The sequence below is a fragment of the Pedobacter sp. genome (genome assembly GCF_045627485.1).
In the GTDB taxonomy this organism is placed as follows: Bacteria; Bacteroidota; Bacteroidia; order Sphingobacteriales; family Sphingobacteriaceae; genus Pedobacter.
In genome coordinates this window covers 13223-29855 of the sequence record NZ_JAZQNU010000140.1, presented here as the reverse complement: position 1 = coordinate 29855, position 16633 = coordinate 13223, and the positions used below count along the sequence as shown (strand labels likewise).

The window sequence follows — 16633 nt, the reverse complement described above, 5'->3', positions numbered from 1 at the left end:
GGAATAAAAAATTGTTGTCATTTTCTCAATATCATAAAACGCTTACTGTCTTTTCACCACTTTTGTTTAAGGCAGTGGCTGGGCGGCCAATTTATTCCGAATTGTCTTGCGTTCTTAAACAAAATGACTCCTATTTAATTTGAGGTCTAATAAACGTATGTTTGTTAAAGAATTCCAACAGGTTTACAATCAATCATACTATATTTCATCTTTTAAATAAAATATGGAAAATTTAAAAAAAGCATACATAGCAGGCGGCTGTTTTTGGGGAATGGAAGACCTCTTCCGGGTACGCCCAGGCGTAGTAGATACTGAGGTAGGTTATTTGGGAGGTGAGAACGAAAACCCAACCTATCGCAACCATCCAGGACACGCAGAAGGAATTGAAATCACTTACGATGCCAATCAGACTTCATACAAAGCATTATTGGATTACTTCTTCACCATACATGATCCTACTACGGTAGACAGGCAGGGTAACGACAGAGGATCAAGCTATCGGTCAGCTATATTTATTCAGAATGAAGAGGAAAAAGAAGTGGCAGAAGAAGTCATCAAGATAGTAAATGAATCAGGGAGATGGCCTGGGCCAGTGGTTACCAAATTAGAGCCTTTTACCAAATTTTGGCCTGCGGAGGAAGAACATCAGGATTACCTGGTTAAGTTTCCCAATGGTTATACTTGTCATTATGAAAGATTTGGGAGTTATCTTTAAGAAATAAAAGAAGGCGGGTATCCTCTACCCACCTTCTTTTACGAAGCCAACGCTTTCCTGACTTCCTCCCTCCAGGGGGTAGTAGGTCGACCAATTAAATTGGAAAGCACTTTTCCATCATCAAACAAATCTCCTTTTGAAACGCTTATATCCCATCCAGCAATCGCATTAGCCATATCTTCAGGTATACCAAATGATTTTAATGCAGCTGCATATTCGTTTTCAGGTAAATTTTGATAAGGAATAGTCTTGCCTGTCTGTGTGGATAGCTCCTCAGCAAGCTCCTTCAAAGTATAAAACTCATCGCCTGCTAATTCATATATTTTTCCTACATGTCCTTCACCGGACAATACTACTGCAGCCGCTTCTGCATAATCTACACGTGAGGCTGAGGAGATCTTTCCTTCTCCGGCACTGCCGATAAATGCGCCTGCAGCTACAGCACCAGTTATTTCACCTGTATAATTTTCAGTATACCATCCATTTCTTAAAATGGTGTAAGCGATACCACTTGACTTCAACAAGGCTTCCGTGGCTAAATGTTCTGGTGCTAAACTCAATGAAGAAGTATCCGCATGAAGCAAACTGGTGTAAACAATCCATTTGACCCCTGCTTCTTTAGCTGCATTAATTACATTTTCATGCTGAACCTTACGCTTACCTACTTCATTTCCAGAAATCAGCAATAAGTGATCAATGTCTTTTAATGCATCAGCAAGTGATTCTGATTTAGTGTAATCAAATGAACGGGTCTCAATACCCAGGTCAGCAGCCTTCTCTGGTGAACGCACTAATGCTACAAAATTAGCTGCATTTGTTCTTTCTTTTAATTTTTCTATTACCAAACGGCCAAGTTGTCCATTTGCTCCTGTGATTCCTATTTTCATATTTATAGATGTAATAAATATTGTTACATTTTGAGTTACGTCACATCTCCGCTGTATATGGGCGCCGGGTCGAAGTGCTTTAAATTTATTGTAAATATTCCTGCACCAGCATGTTCCATTCTTCTGCTAAAGAAACCTGTGGCCTGATCCTTCCTGCACGTTTATACCAATAATCTGCATTCCAAAGATCACCTTCCTTGCGGTGCAGGTAAGCATGGATATGGGCTGAGCTTTTATCTGTTTCCTGATCAATTAAATCATGTGCTTTTTTCCAATCTCCAGCGCCATCATGCCATAAGGCCTGTACACGCGATGGTAATCCGGCAGGTGGGTATGCATCATTGATAGATTGTTTGAAATCATTGATATCAATCATATCTCAAATATAATGAAATTCTACTTTGATTTCCTGACTTTGATATAGCACATGATATAGCCAGTAACGAGCATGCCCAAGCAAATGAGTGATATAAAAAAAGTAAATTAGTTGGCGCGCTTTGCAAGCTATTTCGACTACACATTTTGCCATATCGGCTACACCAACATTTACGTTTTTTTGGAAATTTGCTTTCTCAAATCATACGAGATGGAGAACGGAATAGCAGGAAAAGTAGTGGTCATCACTGGTGCGAGCAGTGGTATTGGTGAAGCAACCGCAGAAATGCTGGCCAGCAATGGTGCAAAAGTGGTATTAGCTGCCCGCAGAACGGGGCGACTAAAAGCCCTGGCAAATCGTATTCAGGAAAATGGTAACGATGTCGCTTACCTGGAAATGGATGTAACAGTGCGGGCTGACCTGGTCAGACTAACCTCTGTTGCTGTAGAGAAATTTGGCAAACTAGACGTGATGATTAACAATGCCGGTATTAGCCAGCTTTATAAGATGGAAGAACTCGATGTGGAGGGTTGGGAGCAAATGATCAATGTGAATTTAAAAGGAACACTCTATGGCATCGCCGCAGCCTTACCCATTTTTATCAGGCAGGGATCTGGACATCTCATCAATATCATTTCCACCGCTGGCATCAGCATCGTTCCCACCATGGGCGTTTATGCAGCGACTAAAAATGCTGTGCGTACACTAAGTGAAGCCTTGCGCCAGGAATCATTGGGCCGCTGGCGGGTAACCGGCATCTCGCCGGGTTATGTAGCCACTGAGTTTGTGAGTAACATCAAAAATGAAGCGATAAGAAATACCATTCAGGCACAAGCAGACCAGATGGCTATTCCAGCGGAGGCGATTGCCCGTGCTGTGGTTTATGCTATTGATCAGCCAGACAAAGTTGATGTCGGCGACATCGTTATCCGGCCAACTGTTCAAAATTAAGTTCATTTCGTAACTTAGATTAGATTACCAAACAATGAAAGGTAAAAACAGAATAACCCTGAACTTTGATACCATTAGCGACCTGATGCACCGGCTCAGGCTTGACCCTCCATTGCATCCGCTCCTCGCATTAGTCAATTACGATAAACAACGCATTGACCTTACTGACGCAGGAAATTGGTTCTCGCTTGATTTTTATAAAATATCTTTTAAGAACAGTTTTAGTGGCAGCATAAAATATGGACCCGGAAGCTATGATTTTAAAGAGGGCGGCCTTGCCTTTCTGTCTCCACACCAATTAGTGGAGATGACCGCCGATCCGGCTGACTATACGGGTTATGCCCTATACTTTCATCCTGATCTCCTAAGCAATTATCCATTGGCAAAACAGATTAAACAGTTCGGCTTCTTCTCTTATGCCGTTTCTGAAGCACTTTTTTTATCAAGTAAAGAAAAACAAGTAATCGACTCACTTTTTGGCGCTATAGCGGTAGAACTGGAAAACAATATTGATGAGTTTAGCCAGGACGTGCTTGTTGCGCAGATCGAACTATTATTGAACCACAGCAACAGGTTTTACAAACGGCAATTTCTTACCAGGCAGCATCATTATCATGACTTGATCATCAAGATGAACACACATTTAGCTGAACGTTTTGACTCCGGTCGCCTATTAAATGAAGGCGTACCGTCACCCCAGGATGTGGCCGCTCAATTGGAGGTATCACAACGCTATCTATCTGACATGCTGAGGTCACTCACCGGCAAGACCACGCAACAACACATCCACCTTTGGCTTATCGATAGGGCTAAGGTGCTATTAGGCCAGGAAACGCTGACAACCGCAGAAATTGCTTACCAATTGGGATTTGAACATCCGCAATCCTTTAACAAACTGTTTAAACAAAAAACCAGTGTATCACCAACTGCATTCCGGCACAAACTACATTTGAATTAACTATTTATACCTTATCTAAGTTGAGGCGTTCTAAAACGCCTTTTCTCTTCACCAGGTTTTTATAAGTCCACTGTATATGCTTCGTCCTCTCTAACCAGCATGCTAAATCATCAATAACCTACAATTGGTAATCCGTGATTACTCTTCAATTCACCCTGGCTAACTGCACCTATATTGCCCTATAAGGCGGAAAACAATCATTATTTGTCATCACCTTGTTCTTCTCTTCCTTTATCTGTGTTTCTGTTCGGATGCCTCAAATAAACGTTATCTGCAGGGTCATCCTCTCCCTTAGTATACGCATCCGCAAGGCGATTATCAGTTTCTAAATCATTCACGGCAAATGCGTCTTTTAGTCCTGATCCTTCCCGCCCAGAGCCTGAAGGCCTTCCTTTGGGCGGAATAAAGCTGTTTTTATTGTTCTTTCCCATAATCATATTGTTAGTTTAATTCTAGCGTGTCTGCACTTCACAGTTAATAACTTAACTCCTTATTTTTTTGTTTATAGGATAACTACTTGAATACACGCGTTAAGTACTTATTTCAATAGCCGGCTTACCGAAATAATTGAATGTACCATGCAGAAAAAAAGCTAACATTGTAATGTCTGGACTGATATAATAAATATATTTTGTAAATTAATAAGAGACGGCTCTTTACTAAATAATATACTTAGTTTTTCAATAGACTTTAAATTGAAATCATGAATATAGAAACTTTTAGAAAATACTGTCTTTCATTTAATGGTGCAAAGGAAAAGCTTCCATTTGGTAAAGCCCACTCTAAATATGACCAAGAATTGCTTGTATTTTACGTTGAAGACAAATGGTTCTGTTTTGTCAACATCGAAAAATTTGATTTCTGTGATCTGAAATGCGATCCGGAAGAATCAGTAGAATTACAAACAAAATATATCGGGATTAAACCCGGATATCACATGAACAAGAAGCATTGGGTAAGTGTCTATTTCAACAGTGATGTACCTGATCCTGTATTAAAGGATCTTGTCAGGAAATCTTATGAGCTTATCGTTTCAAGTTTGCCACATAAAATTCAACAATCATTGACAGATAAATCATAATCATCAATATCCTATGAACATGGCACAAAAAAAGAGCCTCTCCATCCGGAAAGACTCTTCCTAATTATTAGTAAAAAAACAAGAATAAAGCTTTTACGACTTTTCCTTAAATTCTTCTGGAAATAAAACAAATACCATATAATTACTTAGGTCAAAATAGCGTTTGGCAGCTTTACGCAGGTCTGAGATGCTGATGCTGGCAAGCGATCTTTCAAATTCTAAAAGCTTCGAAGGATTCTTATTCTCCCTGTAGCTGCTTACTAGTTCGTTTCTCCAGAACACATTTGTTTTCAGCGCAGTTTCGTGCGCTAGTTTAGCTTCGGCTTTAAATTTGTCAAGCTCTGAAGGCAGGGCGCCTTTGGAAGCTAGTAAATGTAATTCCTCTTCTGCCGCTTTAATTAGCGTTTCTACATTTTCAGGTGCACAGCCAAACGAAACCCCTACACGATAAGATGGTACCGGATACATGGAGGCACTTAAAGAAACTCCCGGAGAATAAATGCCACTCTCCTTTTTCCTTAAGCGATCAAGCATTCTGAAACTTAACACCTCCTCGAGTGCTGAAACTATAAGTTTCTCCTTTTTACTTTCTTTATAATCACCGCTCAATACCAATTGTACAGTTGCCTTATCTTCTGACCCCTTGTACACATTCTTTCGAATTTTTCCTTTAGGGGTTCTGATTCCTGCATCTTTCCATGTTTCCTTTCGATGTGTTGCAGGCAAAGAAGGTATGCTAAAATGCACACCTAGCTGGAATTGGACCGACCGAACAACGACTCAGGAACGACTTTTAGACGGGATTAGTACGGCAACTCCCGGATGAGTGTTGTACCAATCCTGTGCCTGCCACGTTTCATCTCCGCTCTATCATGAGCCTTGAGTCGAAGCGCCCCCCTCTTTGTTTGCCGCATTGTAGATATTTACTTTACTAGACATCCCCCAAACAGTTATCACTATATTTCTTTTACCGCCTTCATCACGATGTTCACAAAGGTAAATCCCCTGCCATATGCCTAATGCGAACTTTCCATTACTGACAGGCAAACTTACTGAACTACCCAGAAGTGACGACTTCAGGTGTGCAGGCATATCATCAGCTCCCTCGTAATCATGTTCATAATCAGGATCGTTTTCTGGCACAGCTTTATTAAAAAACATTTCAAAATCTTTTCTAACAGTTGGATCTGCATTTTCATTGATGGTGAGCGCAGCCGAAGTATGTTGGATAAAGACCTGACAAACCCCAACTTTTATCGTTTTAATTTCTGGTAAAGCGCTAAATACTTCATCAGTTATGAGGTGAAACCCCCTCTTTCTTGCGTTTAGTGAAATCGTTGTTTGAAAAATCTTCATACTTTAATTATTCAGCTATCTTTTTATTACTGTTTTAAGCGGTAAAATTGCCAAAATGTTTTAAATTCTCTTTTTTAAGTGCTTACTAGTTTGTTAAATTTTATTGTCAACGAAACACGAACACAATAAAAAAACGAGTCAATAGGCTAGCCCGCAGGTTCAGCATGCTGTTTTTCAGAGCTCATTAAAGCAGACCAAATAACCTCATAAACTTCAGTTGCCAGCCGATTGTCGCTATTTATGCTTTGATCAGTAATTAAAACCGGAAAATATGAAGCCGGGACATGAACACTTCCATGTGACCCTTTAATCAAATTAGCATCAAGAGGAATAACATCCATTACATACCTGAATCCAGCCTTCTTTTTCAATAACTTATAGGCTGCACGAAATTTCGACGACATAAACATCTCTACAGGATCATATCCTGGCTTTTTAAAAATATCTACACATCGTGCATAATCAGGTGCCTTTGTGTCGTCTAACCAGAAATAATAGGTAAACCAGCTTTCAGGGGCAGCAACCAGCACAAAGTCACCCGCCCTATCATGATTAATACCATATGTCTTTTTACCTTCCTCATCTAAAATCAAAGCAATGCCAGGTGTTTCCTCAAGTAAATTTTTAACCTGTGAAACTACACTTTTATCATTAACATAAACATGAGCAATCTGGTGATCTGCTACCACAAAAGCTTTAGAAGCACCGGCGTCTAAAAGTTCAAGCCCACGCTCAATACGTAATTGAAGCAAGCCATGATTTCTGAATAACCTGTTCAGATGAATAGGATTATTTACCGGAACAATACCATACTCAGAAAGAATAATAATATTCGCATGCTTTGCAGTATAAAAGTCCACCAGGTCCTTAACAACAGCATCAATATCACTTAAGTCTTTTCCGATCTTTTCAAAATCAGGCCCGAACTTTTGCAGGCAATAATCAAGATGGGGCAAATAAACAAAAGTAAGTGTTGGATCATACAGCTCCTCCGTGATTTTTGTAGCCTCCGCAATCCATTTTGAAGAGGTGATATCTGCACCAGGGCCCCAAAATTGGAATAAAGGAAATGTTCCTAATTTTTCATGTAAAATATCTCTCAGCGCTGCAGGCTGAGCATAGCAATCCGGAAGTTTCCTGCCATCGGCCAGATAATTGGGCCTCGGGGTCACTGAGAAATCCACTGTTGAATACATATTATACCACCAGAACATATTTGCACAGGTAAAATCAGGATTCTCCTTTTTAGCTTTATCCCAGATTTTATCAGCCAGCACAAGTTTGTTAGATTGTTTCCAGAATTTTATTTCTGAATCTATATTGTCATACCACCCATTTCCAACTACACCATGGTCATTCGGCATTTTCCCAGTTAAATAGGTCGACTGTACCGCTGTGGTAACTGCAGGTAACATAGGTGTTATCGTAGTTAAATGCTTCTTTTTGCTATAATTTTCTAAAAATGGTGTGTGCTTCCCAATCAGATTTGATGATAACCCTACAACATCTATGACTACGGTTTTTTTCATTGGATTATAATTTGTGTTTAAAGATGATGAAGCTATCTTTTGCTTATGATTGTTTCTAATTTAACAGCTTCAATCACCCAGTTCAATTCATTGATGATAGATTGTGTAAGTGGTAATTTTATATTGCCAGGCAACACTTCCCATGTATAGGTCTCCACTTCTAAATGATGGGTAAAGGGTTGTTTTTTTTGAAGTTCAAGTACTTTCAGAATATCATTCTGTGTAGACTGTAGAAAACCTATTTTTTCGAGAGATATGGGGACATGAAAATGTGCTCGCCATTGTTCCACACCCTCATGATCAAAATCATCAAGTGCCTGTGGCAGATCAGGATAACGGATTAAATTTCCATCGCTTTTTTTAGCGACCACCTGATGCAGGTAGGTAGTTTCGTTAAATTTTCTGAAACTTTCCTTGATTTGCATTCTTCCTCCTGCAGACTCCTTTAAGTTAGCTTTTAAAGCTGCACTAATTTGAATTTTACCTACACGAAGGCCTTTTTCATGAAGTTCTTTTAAAACTGTTTCATGATTTTCATAACCAATGGAGAAATGACATACATCATAACATAAGCAAAGGTGCCTTTTTATACGCTTTTCTGCTGCTGTTACAGAAAGGCCAAAAGATTGCATGAATACAGGTACACCTAGTCTTAACAAGTCCTCTTCAAACCACCTGATATACTCTTTGCCGGTTTCCAGCATGCCATCTGGCTCTGGTTCCACATCTAAATGCATAAGGAGCTCACTTTCTACATAAATAGTATGCAGTTCCTTTAACACTTCAATGATGTTTAAGGTAGCCTTGTCTTTAGCGTTTTCGGCATCCCTCTTCGAGGTATACCAATGTCTGTACGTTAGTGGCGAAGTGGAAATACCACCATCCATACCCGGTGGCAGTAAGGATTGAAGGATCTTAAACAACCTGATGGTGTAATCTTTACGTGCAGTAGTCGTCCAATCTGGACGATGAACATTTTCTTTAACCACCGTATGATGAAAATCTCCGTAGGGGAAGCCATTAATCGTGAAAACATAGGCATCATTATCCGCTAACCACTGTTTAAATTCACTTAAGGCAACAGGGTTTATCAATTGCAGGCTCGCGGCCTCTGAAATTCTTAAACCTATTCCAAAAGGCTGATCAGGAGCAATTGTTTTTTTTATGATGGGTAAATATTCTTGTAGGATATCAAAATCTTCCGTCCAGTTCTTTCCAGCGTGAATATTTGTACAATAAGTCAAATGGCCTAAATGGGTTTTCATCAGTATATTATTTGTTATCAGAGGTGATGAGACAATCTCGAACATAAGCAGTCACATAATGACTAGCTTTCACTAACATAGGATGTATCATCTCGTTTACCTCCGCCTTTTGCCCAAGATCTGTGAGTAAAGTAATGGTTAGTTTCCCGCCAAGGTGTTCCTGAAACTCTGTCAATCCGATTAAAACAGGTGATGCTAAATCATTGATTTGAATGTGCGAATTAATGATATCGAAAGAAAGTTGTTTCAATAAATTTAAAACGCGCAATAATTTATCTTCCCTTAGCCATCCCAATAAAAATGAATAAGCACTGTCTAGTGCAATCCCCATAGCAACAGCCTCCCCATGTGTAATAGCGAAATCACTCAACTGCTCAATTTTATGGGCACTCCAATGACCGAAATCCAAAGGTCGTGCAGAACCTGTTTCAAATGGATCAGCCCCACCAATATGCTCCAGGTGAAGCTGTGCACAACGCTTAATCAGGTAGTCCATGGATTCAACATGTCTTTTTACCAGGGCATCAGCGTTATTTTCAAGCCATACAAAAAAGTCGTAATCTTTAATCAGTGCAACTTTTATCGCCTCAGCAATACCTGATCGATAATCCCTGTCTGATAAGGTTAATAGAAATTGATTATCATTAAATACGGCTGCTGGAGGTGAAAAGGTACCCACGAAGTTTTTTTTTCCTTTATAATTGATTCCATTTTTTACCCCGATTCCAGAATCGTTTTGTGAGAGAACCGTAGTAGGGATTCGAATTTGTTTAACACCCCTGTGGGCCACTGTTGCAGCATACCCTACCATATCCAATACAGCACCACCCCCAATTGCAGCAATGTAGGAATGCCGGTCAATTCCATAAACATTGACGGCTTCAATCACCTGATTAAAGTAGTAAACGTCATTTTTCGATACTTCTCCTCCGGGCACAATAAGTATGTCTTTCACCAGATTAATAGGCTTGATCTGATTGAAATACGTCTCAATATCCTCGAGCAGGTTCGGGTGTGCTTCAGCAACTTGCTGATCAACCACAAAAAGAATTTTACGTACCTCAGATGGCTGCTCCGAGAAGAAGTTTAAAAGTGTAGGGTTACTCCGCTTAAAAAGTGATGTGGTAAAAAATATTTTATACTGAAACCTTACACTAAACGATTGTTCTAAATGACTCATAAATGGCTATGCAAATTAAGTAACTGCAAATTTTTTACCCAACAATAAAGATAATGGCAATAAAATAATAATAATTATGGCAATCTGCCAGTTACCAAAGGCACTGGCCAAAGTGGCATTTAATAAAATTAATGCAATTACACCGGCTTTTACCGCTTTACCGATATTTGGGCCAATGGGTTGCTGAATAGCCTTTATCAGCGGATCAAAAATCATCCAAGTAAAAGGCAACAGAAAGAGAAAAGCCATAACAAGGTTGCCTTTGGCATTAGAAATAAACAACACAAAGGAAATTACAATCAGATATAGAAACGCGGCCAAATAAAGGCTTTTTTTACTTCCTCCATGCACCTCTCCGCTACTAATCATGGTGATCGAAGCAATATACAAGATGGGAATAATGGCTAAAAACCACCACTCCTGAAGTTGTGATGGTAATATACTAACCCCTAAAAGTAAATTTAAGCCTCTGCATAATCCCATATTTAAAGGCCCAAGCAACCTATCATGCTTTAACCATTTATTATAAGTTAAACAGGCTATCAAAATTAATATAGAAAGGATGAATGATGCAGGGTTACAAAAGCTTGCCGCCACCACCCCTAAAGCAAAAAAAACAGCACCAAATACAGATGCTTCTTTCACAGAAATCAATCCGCTTGGGATAGGTCGTTCTGGTCTTTCAATTTTATCCAATTCAACATCAAAAACATCATTAAAGATGATTCCACCACTATACAGACCTATTGTAGAAATACAGAGTACAATCATGGGCATCACATTTGCTGATCCCAACAAATATCCGGAAACAGCAATCCCTGCAAGTACATCAGCCACAGCAGTCACCACATTTGCAGGACGCATTAAACGGATGTAACCTAATCGTTTATCCACCATAGGAACCATTAAGAAATAATAATAGAATTTTTATCAATCCTCGGTTGTTGTCCGCCTCTCAAAATAGAATTATGCGCATATTTTTGTCCTTGATCAACAGTTTGGACAGTTATAAAATCACTTTCATCAAGTTGTCCGCTCTGTGCAAAAGCATTTAAAGCATTTCGATAGGTCACCAACGCTATATCTTCAAGACTGATACCAGATTTTTTCATTAATGCTGCAGATTTTGGTACAGCCAAAGGATCACTAATCCCCCAGTCAGCAGCAGAATTAATCATAATTCGCTCAGAACCATATTGTTTAACAATCTCTACCATCCTTTCATTTCCCATCTTGGTAAATGGATAAATGGTAAATGCTGCCCAAAACCCTCTGTCAAGCACTTCTTTTACTGTTTCTTCATTATTATGGTCCACTATTACCTGCGAAGGCAAAAGTCCATGCTCCAACGCAATGTCCATACTTCTTTGTGTACCTTTCTTTTTATCCCGATGAGGGGTGTGAATTTGCACTGGCAATCCCGCCTCTTTTGCCAGTTCCAATTGCAAGCGAAAGTATTTATCCTCTGCAGGCGTCTGGTCATCAAAACCAATCTCCCCAACCCCCACTACCCCCTCTTTATAAATATAAAGTGGCAAAATCTCCATCACCTGTTCTGCTAACTTTTCATTGTTAGCCTCCCGTGAGTTTAAACCAATGGTACAATAATGTTTAATGCCAAATTGGGAAGCACGAAATCTTTCCCAACCCAATAAACTACTGTAATAATCCAAAAAACTGGAAACACCTGTACGGGGTTGTCCAAGCCAGAAAGCAGGCTCAATTAAGGCAACAATACCTGCATCCGCCATGGCCTGATAATCATCAGTAGTTCTGGAGGTCATATGTATATGTGGGTCAAAAAAATTCATCCCCCTGATATCGCTCAAATCAAGAACACTGGCTATCTTTTCACCTTCTGCTCTTTCTTTAAAATTTTCATTACAGCACATAATATTTATAGTCTTTAATATACCTTCAAATTAAACCAGCAATTTATAAATTTCATCATTAACCGTTCTGTGCGCGGCTAAACGCTCTGCAATATAATCTTTCAGGGATGCTGTAAGCCTGGCGTTTGTTCTTTCGTGCAAACCTATAATATGATTAACATTTTTGTCAGTAAAGAAAGCTTTTAGGATCATTTGATTCCAAGCCGCTTCTGAAAGATAATGAGCAGGATATGGATTGTAATACATAATGGCTTCCAATATCAACCCGATATTACTGCGAATGCCTTCCTCACACCTGAAAATCCACTCCTCCGGATAAATTAGAAATGGTAATGCGGAATAAAGTGCCACTTGTTCATTCATTTCTGCAGACTCAAAAAGATCATTGATCATTTTGAGGTAACATATTTTATCCGCTTGCGAGATTTGCAATAAAACCCAAACACGACATAACCTTTCTAAAGTCCAACCATGAAAAGTGTTTTCAGGAAGAAAAGAACTGATTACAGCAAGTTCTTTAGCCTCTAAAAAAACAATTTGCTTCCCTGTTAACCTTGGAACCTGAGCAAAAAGCATCCTCAATGGAAAAGAGCGCGCTTCAGTTCTAATGGCATCCAACTTGCTTTCTAAACTCAAAAAGGCATCAGCTTTCAAGTTCCGCTTTAAAACGACCAATAAGAGATCCCCAATGGTTTTCAGCCCCTCCGTAGTAATTAAACTTTTGGTTTCCATTAAAATCTGTTTGTTTTTAAAAGGTGATGATTTATCATGAGCCTATAATAGCTTAGTTAATAACTACGAAATAATTGATAGCCAGGGCTCCGCTTATAATTAATAATCCAAAAAACTCTCTTGCTTTTTCAATATAGGGCTTACTGGCTTGCATACTTTCTACCAGGCTCGGTCTCCCGTATAGGCTGATCCAATCTTTTACCCCGTCTTTATCAAAAAATAAATAAACTGCGTAAATCAGGTAAAAACTAATGGCTAATAAATAAACTGTAGGGTAATACATTTCAAATACAGCCAGTCCACAACAAGCAGCAGCAACTAAATAAATTGGCACCCATAACCAGGAGTCATTATCATTTAAATTCACGTAAGCAAACAAAATAAATGATAGACAGAAAACTGAATTCAGCACAATTAGAAACATACATTTTTTTTTAATCTCTTATTAATGGATCTTCAATATCTAAATTTTCACCAGAAAAGCGGCTAACATTTTACTTTATAATTCATTAAAAGCGTTAAATATCCTGGCGAACTGTTGCTTTCTTCTCTTTAAAAAACGCAGCGAAATCACCATTTTCCAATTAAACCTATGCATACTTAGCTTAGTTTCTATTGGAACCGAATCCAGTCAATATTAAAGTAGTTTTGATTTTTAGCTGGCCCGGTGAAAACAAAGAACAAGTCATGCTTACCCTGAGTCGCTTTAACGGTTGCTTCCATTTCCTTCCATACATTTGCCTGTGCTGGATTAGCTGATGGAATAGCCAGTTTACTCACCACAGGGCCATCAATTTTATCCAACCTTACTTCAATGTTTCCGCCTATACCACTTGCCTGAACCTGGTAAGTAATATTTTTTATGCCAACAAGGTCAATGCCTTTAAACATCATGTATTTACCGTTGGTAATACTGGTGATATAGGAGCGGAACTCCGTCGTTATTGTTGCTATCCTGACGTTTCCCCGATCAAAATCCTCAGTTTGTATCAATGGATCTTTTAACAGAATATAGTTTCTGGATTCTAACTCGCCTATGCCATTAGCGCCCTGGTCTTTATAACTCGCATTTAAAAGGTACACGCCATCATTTCCTTTACCAATATGTTCTGTGAGCTTGATCGTACTTTTTAAAGGAAGCCTGGCGTTTTCTTCCGACAAGGAAAGAATATATGCCGTCATATCTTCTGCTTCCTTAACAGAAAGTGCCGGATGGGCCGACATCGCACGCTCTCCCCAGTTGCCACTTCCACCTTGAATTACTTTATCTGCAAGTTTTTCTAAAGATCCTGGCTTACCGGAATAACGTTTTGCAATGGCCCGATAGGAAGGTCCAACAGATTCCTTGTCCAGAGAATGACAAGATTTACAATCCATACTCAGCACCATTTGCTTTCCTTTTAAGTATTTAAAACTACTCACTTCCTGGTTACTGGTTAAAATAGTGGCTACATCTTTACCATGCGGGATATATCCAAAAGAAACATTTAATCGTTCAGGCTTAACGGCTTCTTCCTTATCCTTAACCTGAATATCATAATCAAACACCTTATTATCCCAATAAAATGAAGTGTTAGATCGTGTCAGAATGGAAACCTCTGGCGGCGTATTTCCTACATATACTTTTCTGGATGTTTTACCAACACCACCATTGTTATCTGCAACACTTAACAAAACTTCATAAATGCCAGGTTTAGAAAGGATATAACTTAGCTTTTCACCTTCAAATTGCTGACCATCAATCTCCCATTGATATGACAACTGGTCTGTTTGATCATGGTCGTTAGATCCTGAAGCAGACAGGTTTACTTTCATCGGTGCAGCACCATATTGCTGTTCTATATCAATAACTGCATTCGGGTTTCTGTTTCCTTCCACATACTGGAAGCGGACAAGCTTAGCATTTGAATTTTTAGAGAACCAGTTGGTTCCATATTCAAGGACATATAATGAGCCATCGGCAGCAAACTGCATATCTACGGGTGCTTCAAATTTCACATGTTCAAGGAATGGCTCCATTCGCAGGTAATTATGATGCTCGTCGAAAGTGACCGCCATGATCCAGCCCCTGATCCACTCATAAATAAATAATTTACCATCATAATAATCAGATAACCTGAAAGGTGCTTTTTCAAAAGAAGCGCTATTATAGACAGGTCCGGCGGCTGCTGTTGCGCCACCACTCCCAACTAAAGGAAACTCAGCAGAATTACCTTTACCGTACCAGATCATTGCTGGTACTGCAGGTGGCAATTCTTTGGCTCCGGTATTATTTGGAGAATTGTTAATGGGCTTTGCAGGGTCTTTACCCGGCTCTTCCTTTTTTGTAGCATAATTGTATTTAGGAAAAATCTCATTGTTACCTAAAAAGTAGGGCCATCCGTAAAATCCGGGTTCTTTAGCCTGATTAATCTCATCGAAACTCATGAACTCACCAGTTGAGGCCTTAACTTTAGTGTCAGGACCAACGTCTCCCCAATAGAGATAATTGGTTTTTGAGTCAATGCTGAAACGATAAGGGTTTCTTGAGCCCATAATGTAAATTTCCGGCCTTCCAGCAGATCCATCTTTTGGAAACAAATTACCATCAGGAATTTCATACCCCCCTTCAGGTAGTGGTTTAATGCGAAGGATTTTGCCTCTCAGGTCATTTGTATTTGCTGCAGTAGCCTGATCATCTGCTAAAGAACGTCCGGGTCTTTCATCTACCGGCGTATATCCTTCAGTCTCTTCGGCATTTGTATTGTCGCCAACAGACAGGTATAACAAGCCATTTTTATCAAAAGAGATGTATCCTGCCGAATGACAACAATAAATCCGTTGTGTAGGTATGTCTATAATAACTTTTTCATTTCCTAGCACTAAACTATCACCATGAAGTTCAAACCTCGACAAACGGTTTATTGATTTTTCACCTGCTACCGCATAATAGAAGTAAATCCAGTTATTCTTCTCATAATCAGGGTCTAAAGTAACACCTAACAGTCCATCTTCAATACCTGTGAAAACATTTAAACTGGCAATCGTTTTGGTTTCACCTGTGGCATCTTCATAACGCTGAATACTGCCCTTTCTGCCTACGAATAAAACGTCGTTATTTGGAAAAATGGCCATTTGCATGGGCTCATCCAGGCCTTCCGCCAGAACCTCCCTAACGTACCGACTACTGTCTGGCACAGCAAGGGTTTGTGCCTTTTTGAAATCAGGTATATAGTTATCCCCTACAGCATAAGCCAGGGATTTTCCAAGCGCATCTGCGGTGTATGTTTTACTTAAAACAGCTAACCTACCTTTATCCTGTTCAAGTTGAGCACCATCTTTGTTGCCTAACCATGCCTGCAGCCATGGCCACCCTTTAATACTTAATGTAGTATCGCGAATGGCAATGATGCCACCACCTCCTGCTTCAAGATATCTTTTCAACTGAGGAATAGCCCGATGATCAAGTTTATTAATATCGCTTACCTTAATCAAAATGGCACTTATACCTTTTAGCGAATCTTCAGAAAATACAGAAAAATCCTTTGAATACGTATAGGTTCCTTTGTTTTGCGAAGCAAAATCCCTTAATCCCTGAGGTGCCACATTTTCTTGCTGAGAAGAAAAATAGAGCACATTAATCTGTTTCCGAGCTGAATTACAGCTTATGATAAACAAGCTGATAAAAAGAACTATATAAATTTGTCTCATTGTTTAGTTTTATTCATTGAA

Annotated in this window: 17 protein-coding genes; 4 read left to right on the top strand and 13 right to left on the bottom strand. The window is 39.3% G+C overall.

Going from position 1 to position 16633, the window contains the following annotated elements; all coding sequences use genetic code 11:
* Positions 1-223: 223 nt before the first annotated feature.
* A complete protein-coding gene (gene msrA / locus ACR2F3_RS11160; protein WP_432710055.1) occupies positions 224-715 on the top strand; it encodes a peptide-methionine (S)-S-oxide reductase MsrA in 492 nt (163 codons plus the stop codon).
* Positions 716-753: 38 nt separating this feature from the next.
* Here the strand turns inward: msrA and ACR2F3_RS11155 are convergent, their stop codons facing one another.
* Together ACR2F3_RS11155 and ACR2F3_RS11150 are read right to left on the bottom strand one after the other, a co-directional pair.
* Positions 754-1602, bottom strand: a complete 849-nt coding sequence (locus ACR2F3_RS11155; RefSeq protein WP_432710054.1) for an SDR family oxidoreductase — start codon at positions 1600-1602, stop codon at positions 754-756.
* 85 nt (positions 1603-1687) lie between these two features.
* Complete coding sequence (locus tag ACR2F3_RS11150) at positions 1688-1978, bottom strand: hypothetical protein (protein ID WP_432710053.1); 291 nt, start codon at positions 1976-1978, stop codon at positions 1688-1690.
* A 210-nt stretch (positions 1979-2188) separates the two neighbouring features.
* On the opposite strand from ACR2F3_RS11150, the gene ACR2F3_RS11145 reads away from it, so the two are divergent.
* On the top strand, positions 2189-2929 hold the full coding sequence (locus ACR2F3_RS11145) for an SDR family oxidoreductase (RefSeq protein WP_432710052.1): 741 nt from the start codon (positions 2189-2191) through the stop codon (positions 2927-2929).
* Between the two features lie 34 nt (positions 2930-2963).
* Entirely contained in the window at positions 2964-3887 is a 924-nt protein-coding gene (locus tag ACR2F3_RS11140; protein WP_432710051.1) for a helix-turn-helix domain-containing protein, read from the top strand.
* Between the two features lie 200 nt (positions 3888-4087).
* Here ACR2F3_RS11140 and ACR2F3_RS11135 read toward each other — a convergent pair whose 3' ends face one another.
* A complete protein-coding gene (locus tag ACR2F3_RS11135) occupies positions 4088-4318 on the bottom strand; it encodes a hypothetical protein (RefSeq protein ID WP_432710050.1) in 231 nt (76 codons plus the stop codon).
* 272 nt (positions 4319-4590) lie between these two features.
* Between ACR2F3_RS11135 and ACR2F3_RS11130 the strand changes: the two genes are divergently transcribed.
* Complete coding sequence (locus ACR2F3_RS11130) at positions 4591-4968, top strand: MmcQ/YjbR family DNA-binding protein (protein WP_432710049.1); 378 nt, start codon at positions 4591-4593, stop codon at positions 4966-4968.
* Between the two features lie 93 nt (positions 4969-5061).
* On the opposite strand, the gene ACR2F3_RS11125 is transcribed toward ACR2F3_RS11130, so the two are convergent.
* The 10 genes from ACR2F3_RS11125 to ACR2F3_RS11080 form a co-directional block, all read right to left on the bottom strand.
* Complete coding sequence (locus tag ACR2F3_RS11125; RefSeq protein ID WP_432710048.1) at positions 5062-5694, bottom strand: insulinase family protein; 633 nt, start codon at positions 5692-5694, stop codon at positions 5062-5064.
* Between the two features lie 144 nt (positions 5695-5838).
* On the bottom strand, positions 5839-6324 hold the full coding sequence (locus ACR2F3_RS11120; protein WP_432710047.1) for a secondary thiamine-phosphate synthase enzyme YjbQ: 486 nt from the start codon (positions 6322-6324) through the stop codon (positions 5839-5841).
* 146 nt (positions 6325-6470) lie between these two features.
* Positions 6471-7853, bottom strand: coding sequence for an alkaline phosphatase family protein (locus tag ACR2F3_RS11115; protein ID WP_432710046.1), 1383 nt, complete (start codon positions 7851-7853; stop codon positions 6471-6473).
* Between the two features lie 32 nt (positions 7854-7885).
* The gene (eboE, locus tag ACR2F3_RS11110) at positions 7886-9118 is read right to left on the bottom strand and encodes a metabolite traffic protein EboE (RefSeq protein ID WP_432710045.1); all 1233 of its coding nucleotides are present in this window, start codon (positions 9116-9118) and stop codon (positions 7886-7888) included.
* A gap of 7 nt (positions 9119-9125) precedes the next feature.
* Entirely contained in the window at positions 9126-10298 is a 1173-nt protein-coding gene (locus ACR2F3_RS11105; RefSeq protein WP_432710044.1) for a 3-dehydroquinate synthase, read from the bottom strand.
* A gap of 15 nt (positions 10299-10313) precedes the next feature.
* Positions 10314-11195 carry a UbiA-like protein EboC gene (gene eboC, locus ACR2F3_RS11100; RefSeq protein WP_432710043.1) on the bottom strand — a complete coding sequence of 294 codons (882 nt, stop codon included), beginning with the start codon at positions 11193-11195 and terminating at the stop codon, positions 10314-10316.
* A gap of 8 nt (positions 11196-11203) precedes the next feature.
* Positions 11204-12190 (bottom strand): TatD family hydrolase, encoded by a 987-nt coding sequence (locus ACR2F3_RS11095; RefSeq protein ID WP_432710042.1) that lies wholly within the window; start codon positions 12188-12190, stop codon positions 11204-11206.
* Positions 12191-12220: 30 nt separating this feature from the next.
* Positions 12221-12922 carry an EboA domain-containing protein gene (locus ACR2F3_RS11090; protein ID WP_432710041.1) on the bottom strand — a complete coding sequence of 234 codons (702 nt, stop codon included), beginning with the start codon at positions 12920-12922 and terminating at the stop codon, positions 12221-12223.
* Positions 12923-12974: 52 nt separating this feature from the next.
* The gene (locus ACR2F3_RS11085; protein ID WP_432710040.1) at positions 12975-13346 is read right to left on the bottom strand and encodes a transmembrane 220 family protein; all 372 of its coding nucleotides are present in this window, start codon (positions 13344-13346) and stop codon (positions 12975-12977) included.
* A 188-nt stretch (positions 13347-13534) separates the two neighbouring features.
* Entirely contained in the window at positions 13535-16612 is a 3078-nt protein-coding gene (locus ACR2F3_RS11080; RefSeq protein WP_432710039.1) for a PQQ-dependent sugar dehydrogenase, read from the bottom strand.
* Positions 16613-16633 lie beyond the last annotated feature (21 nt).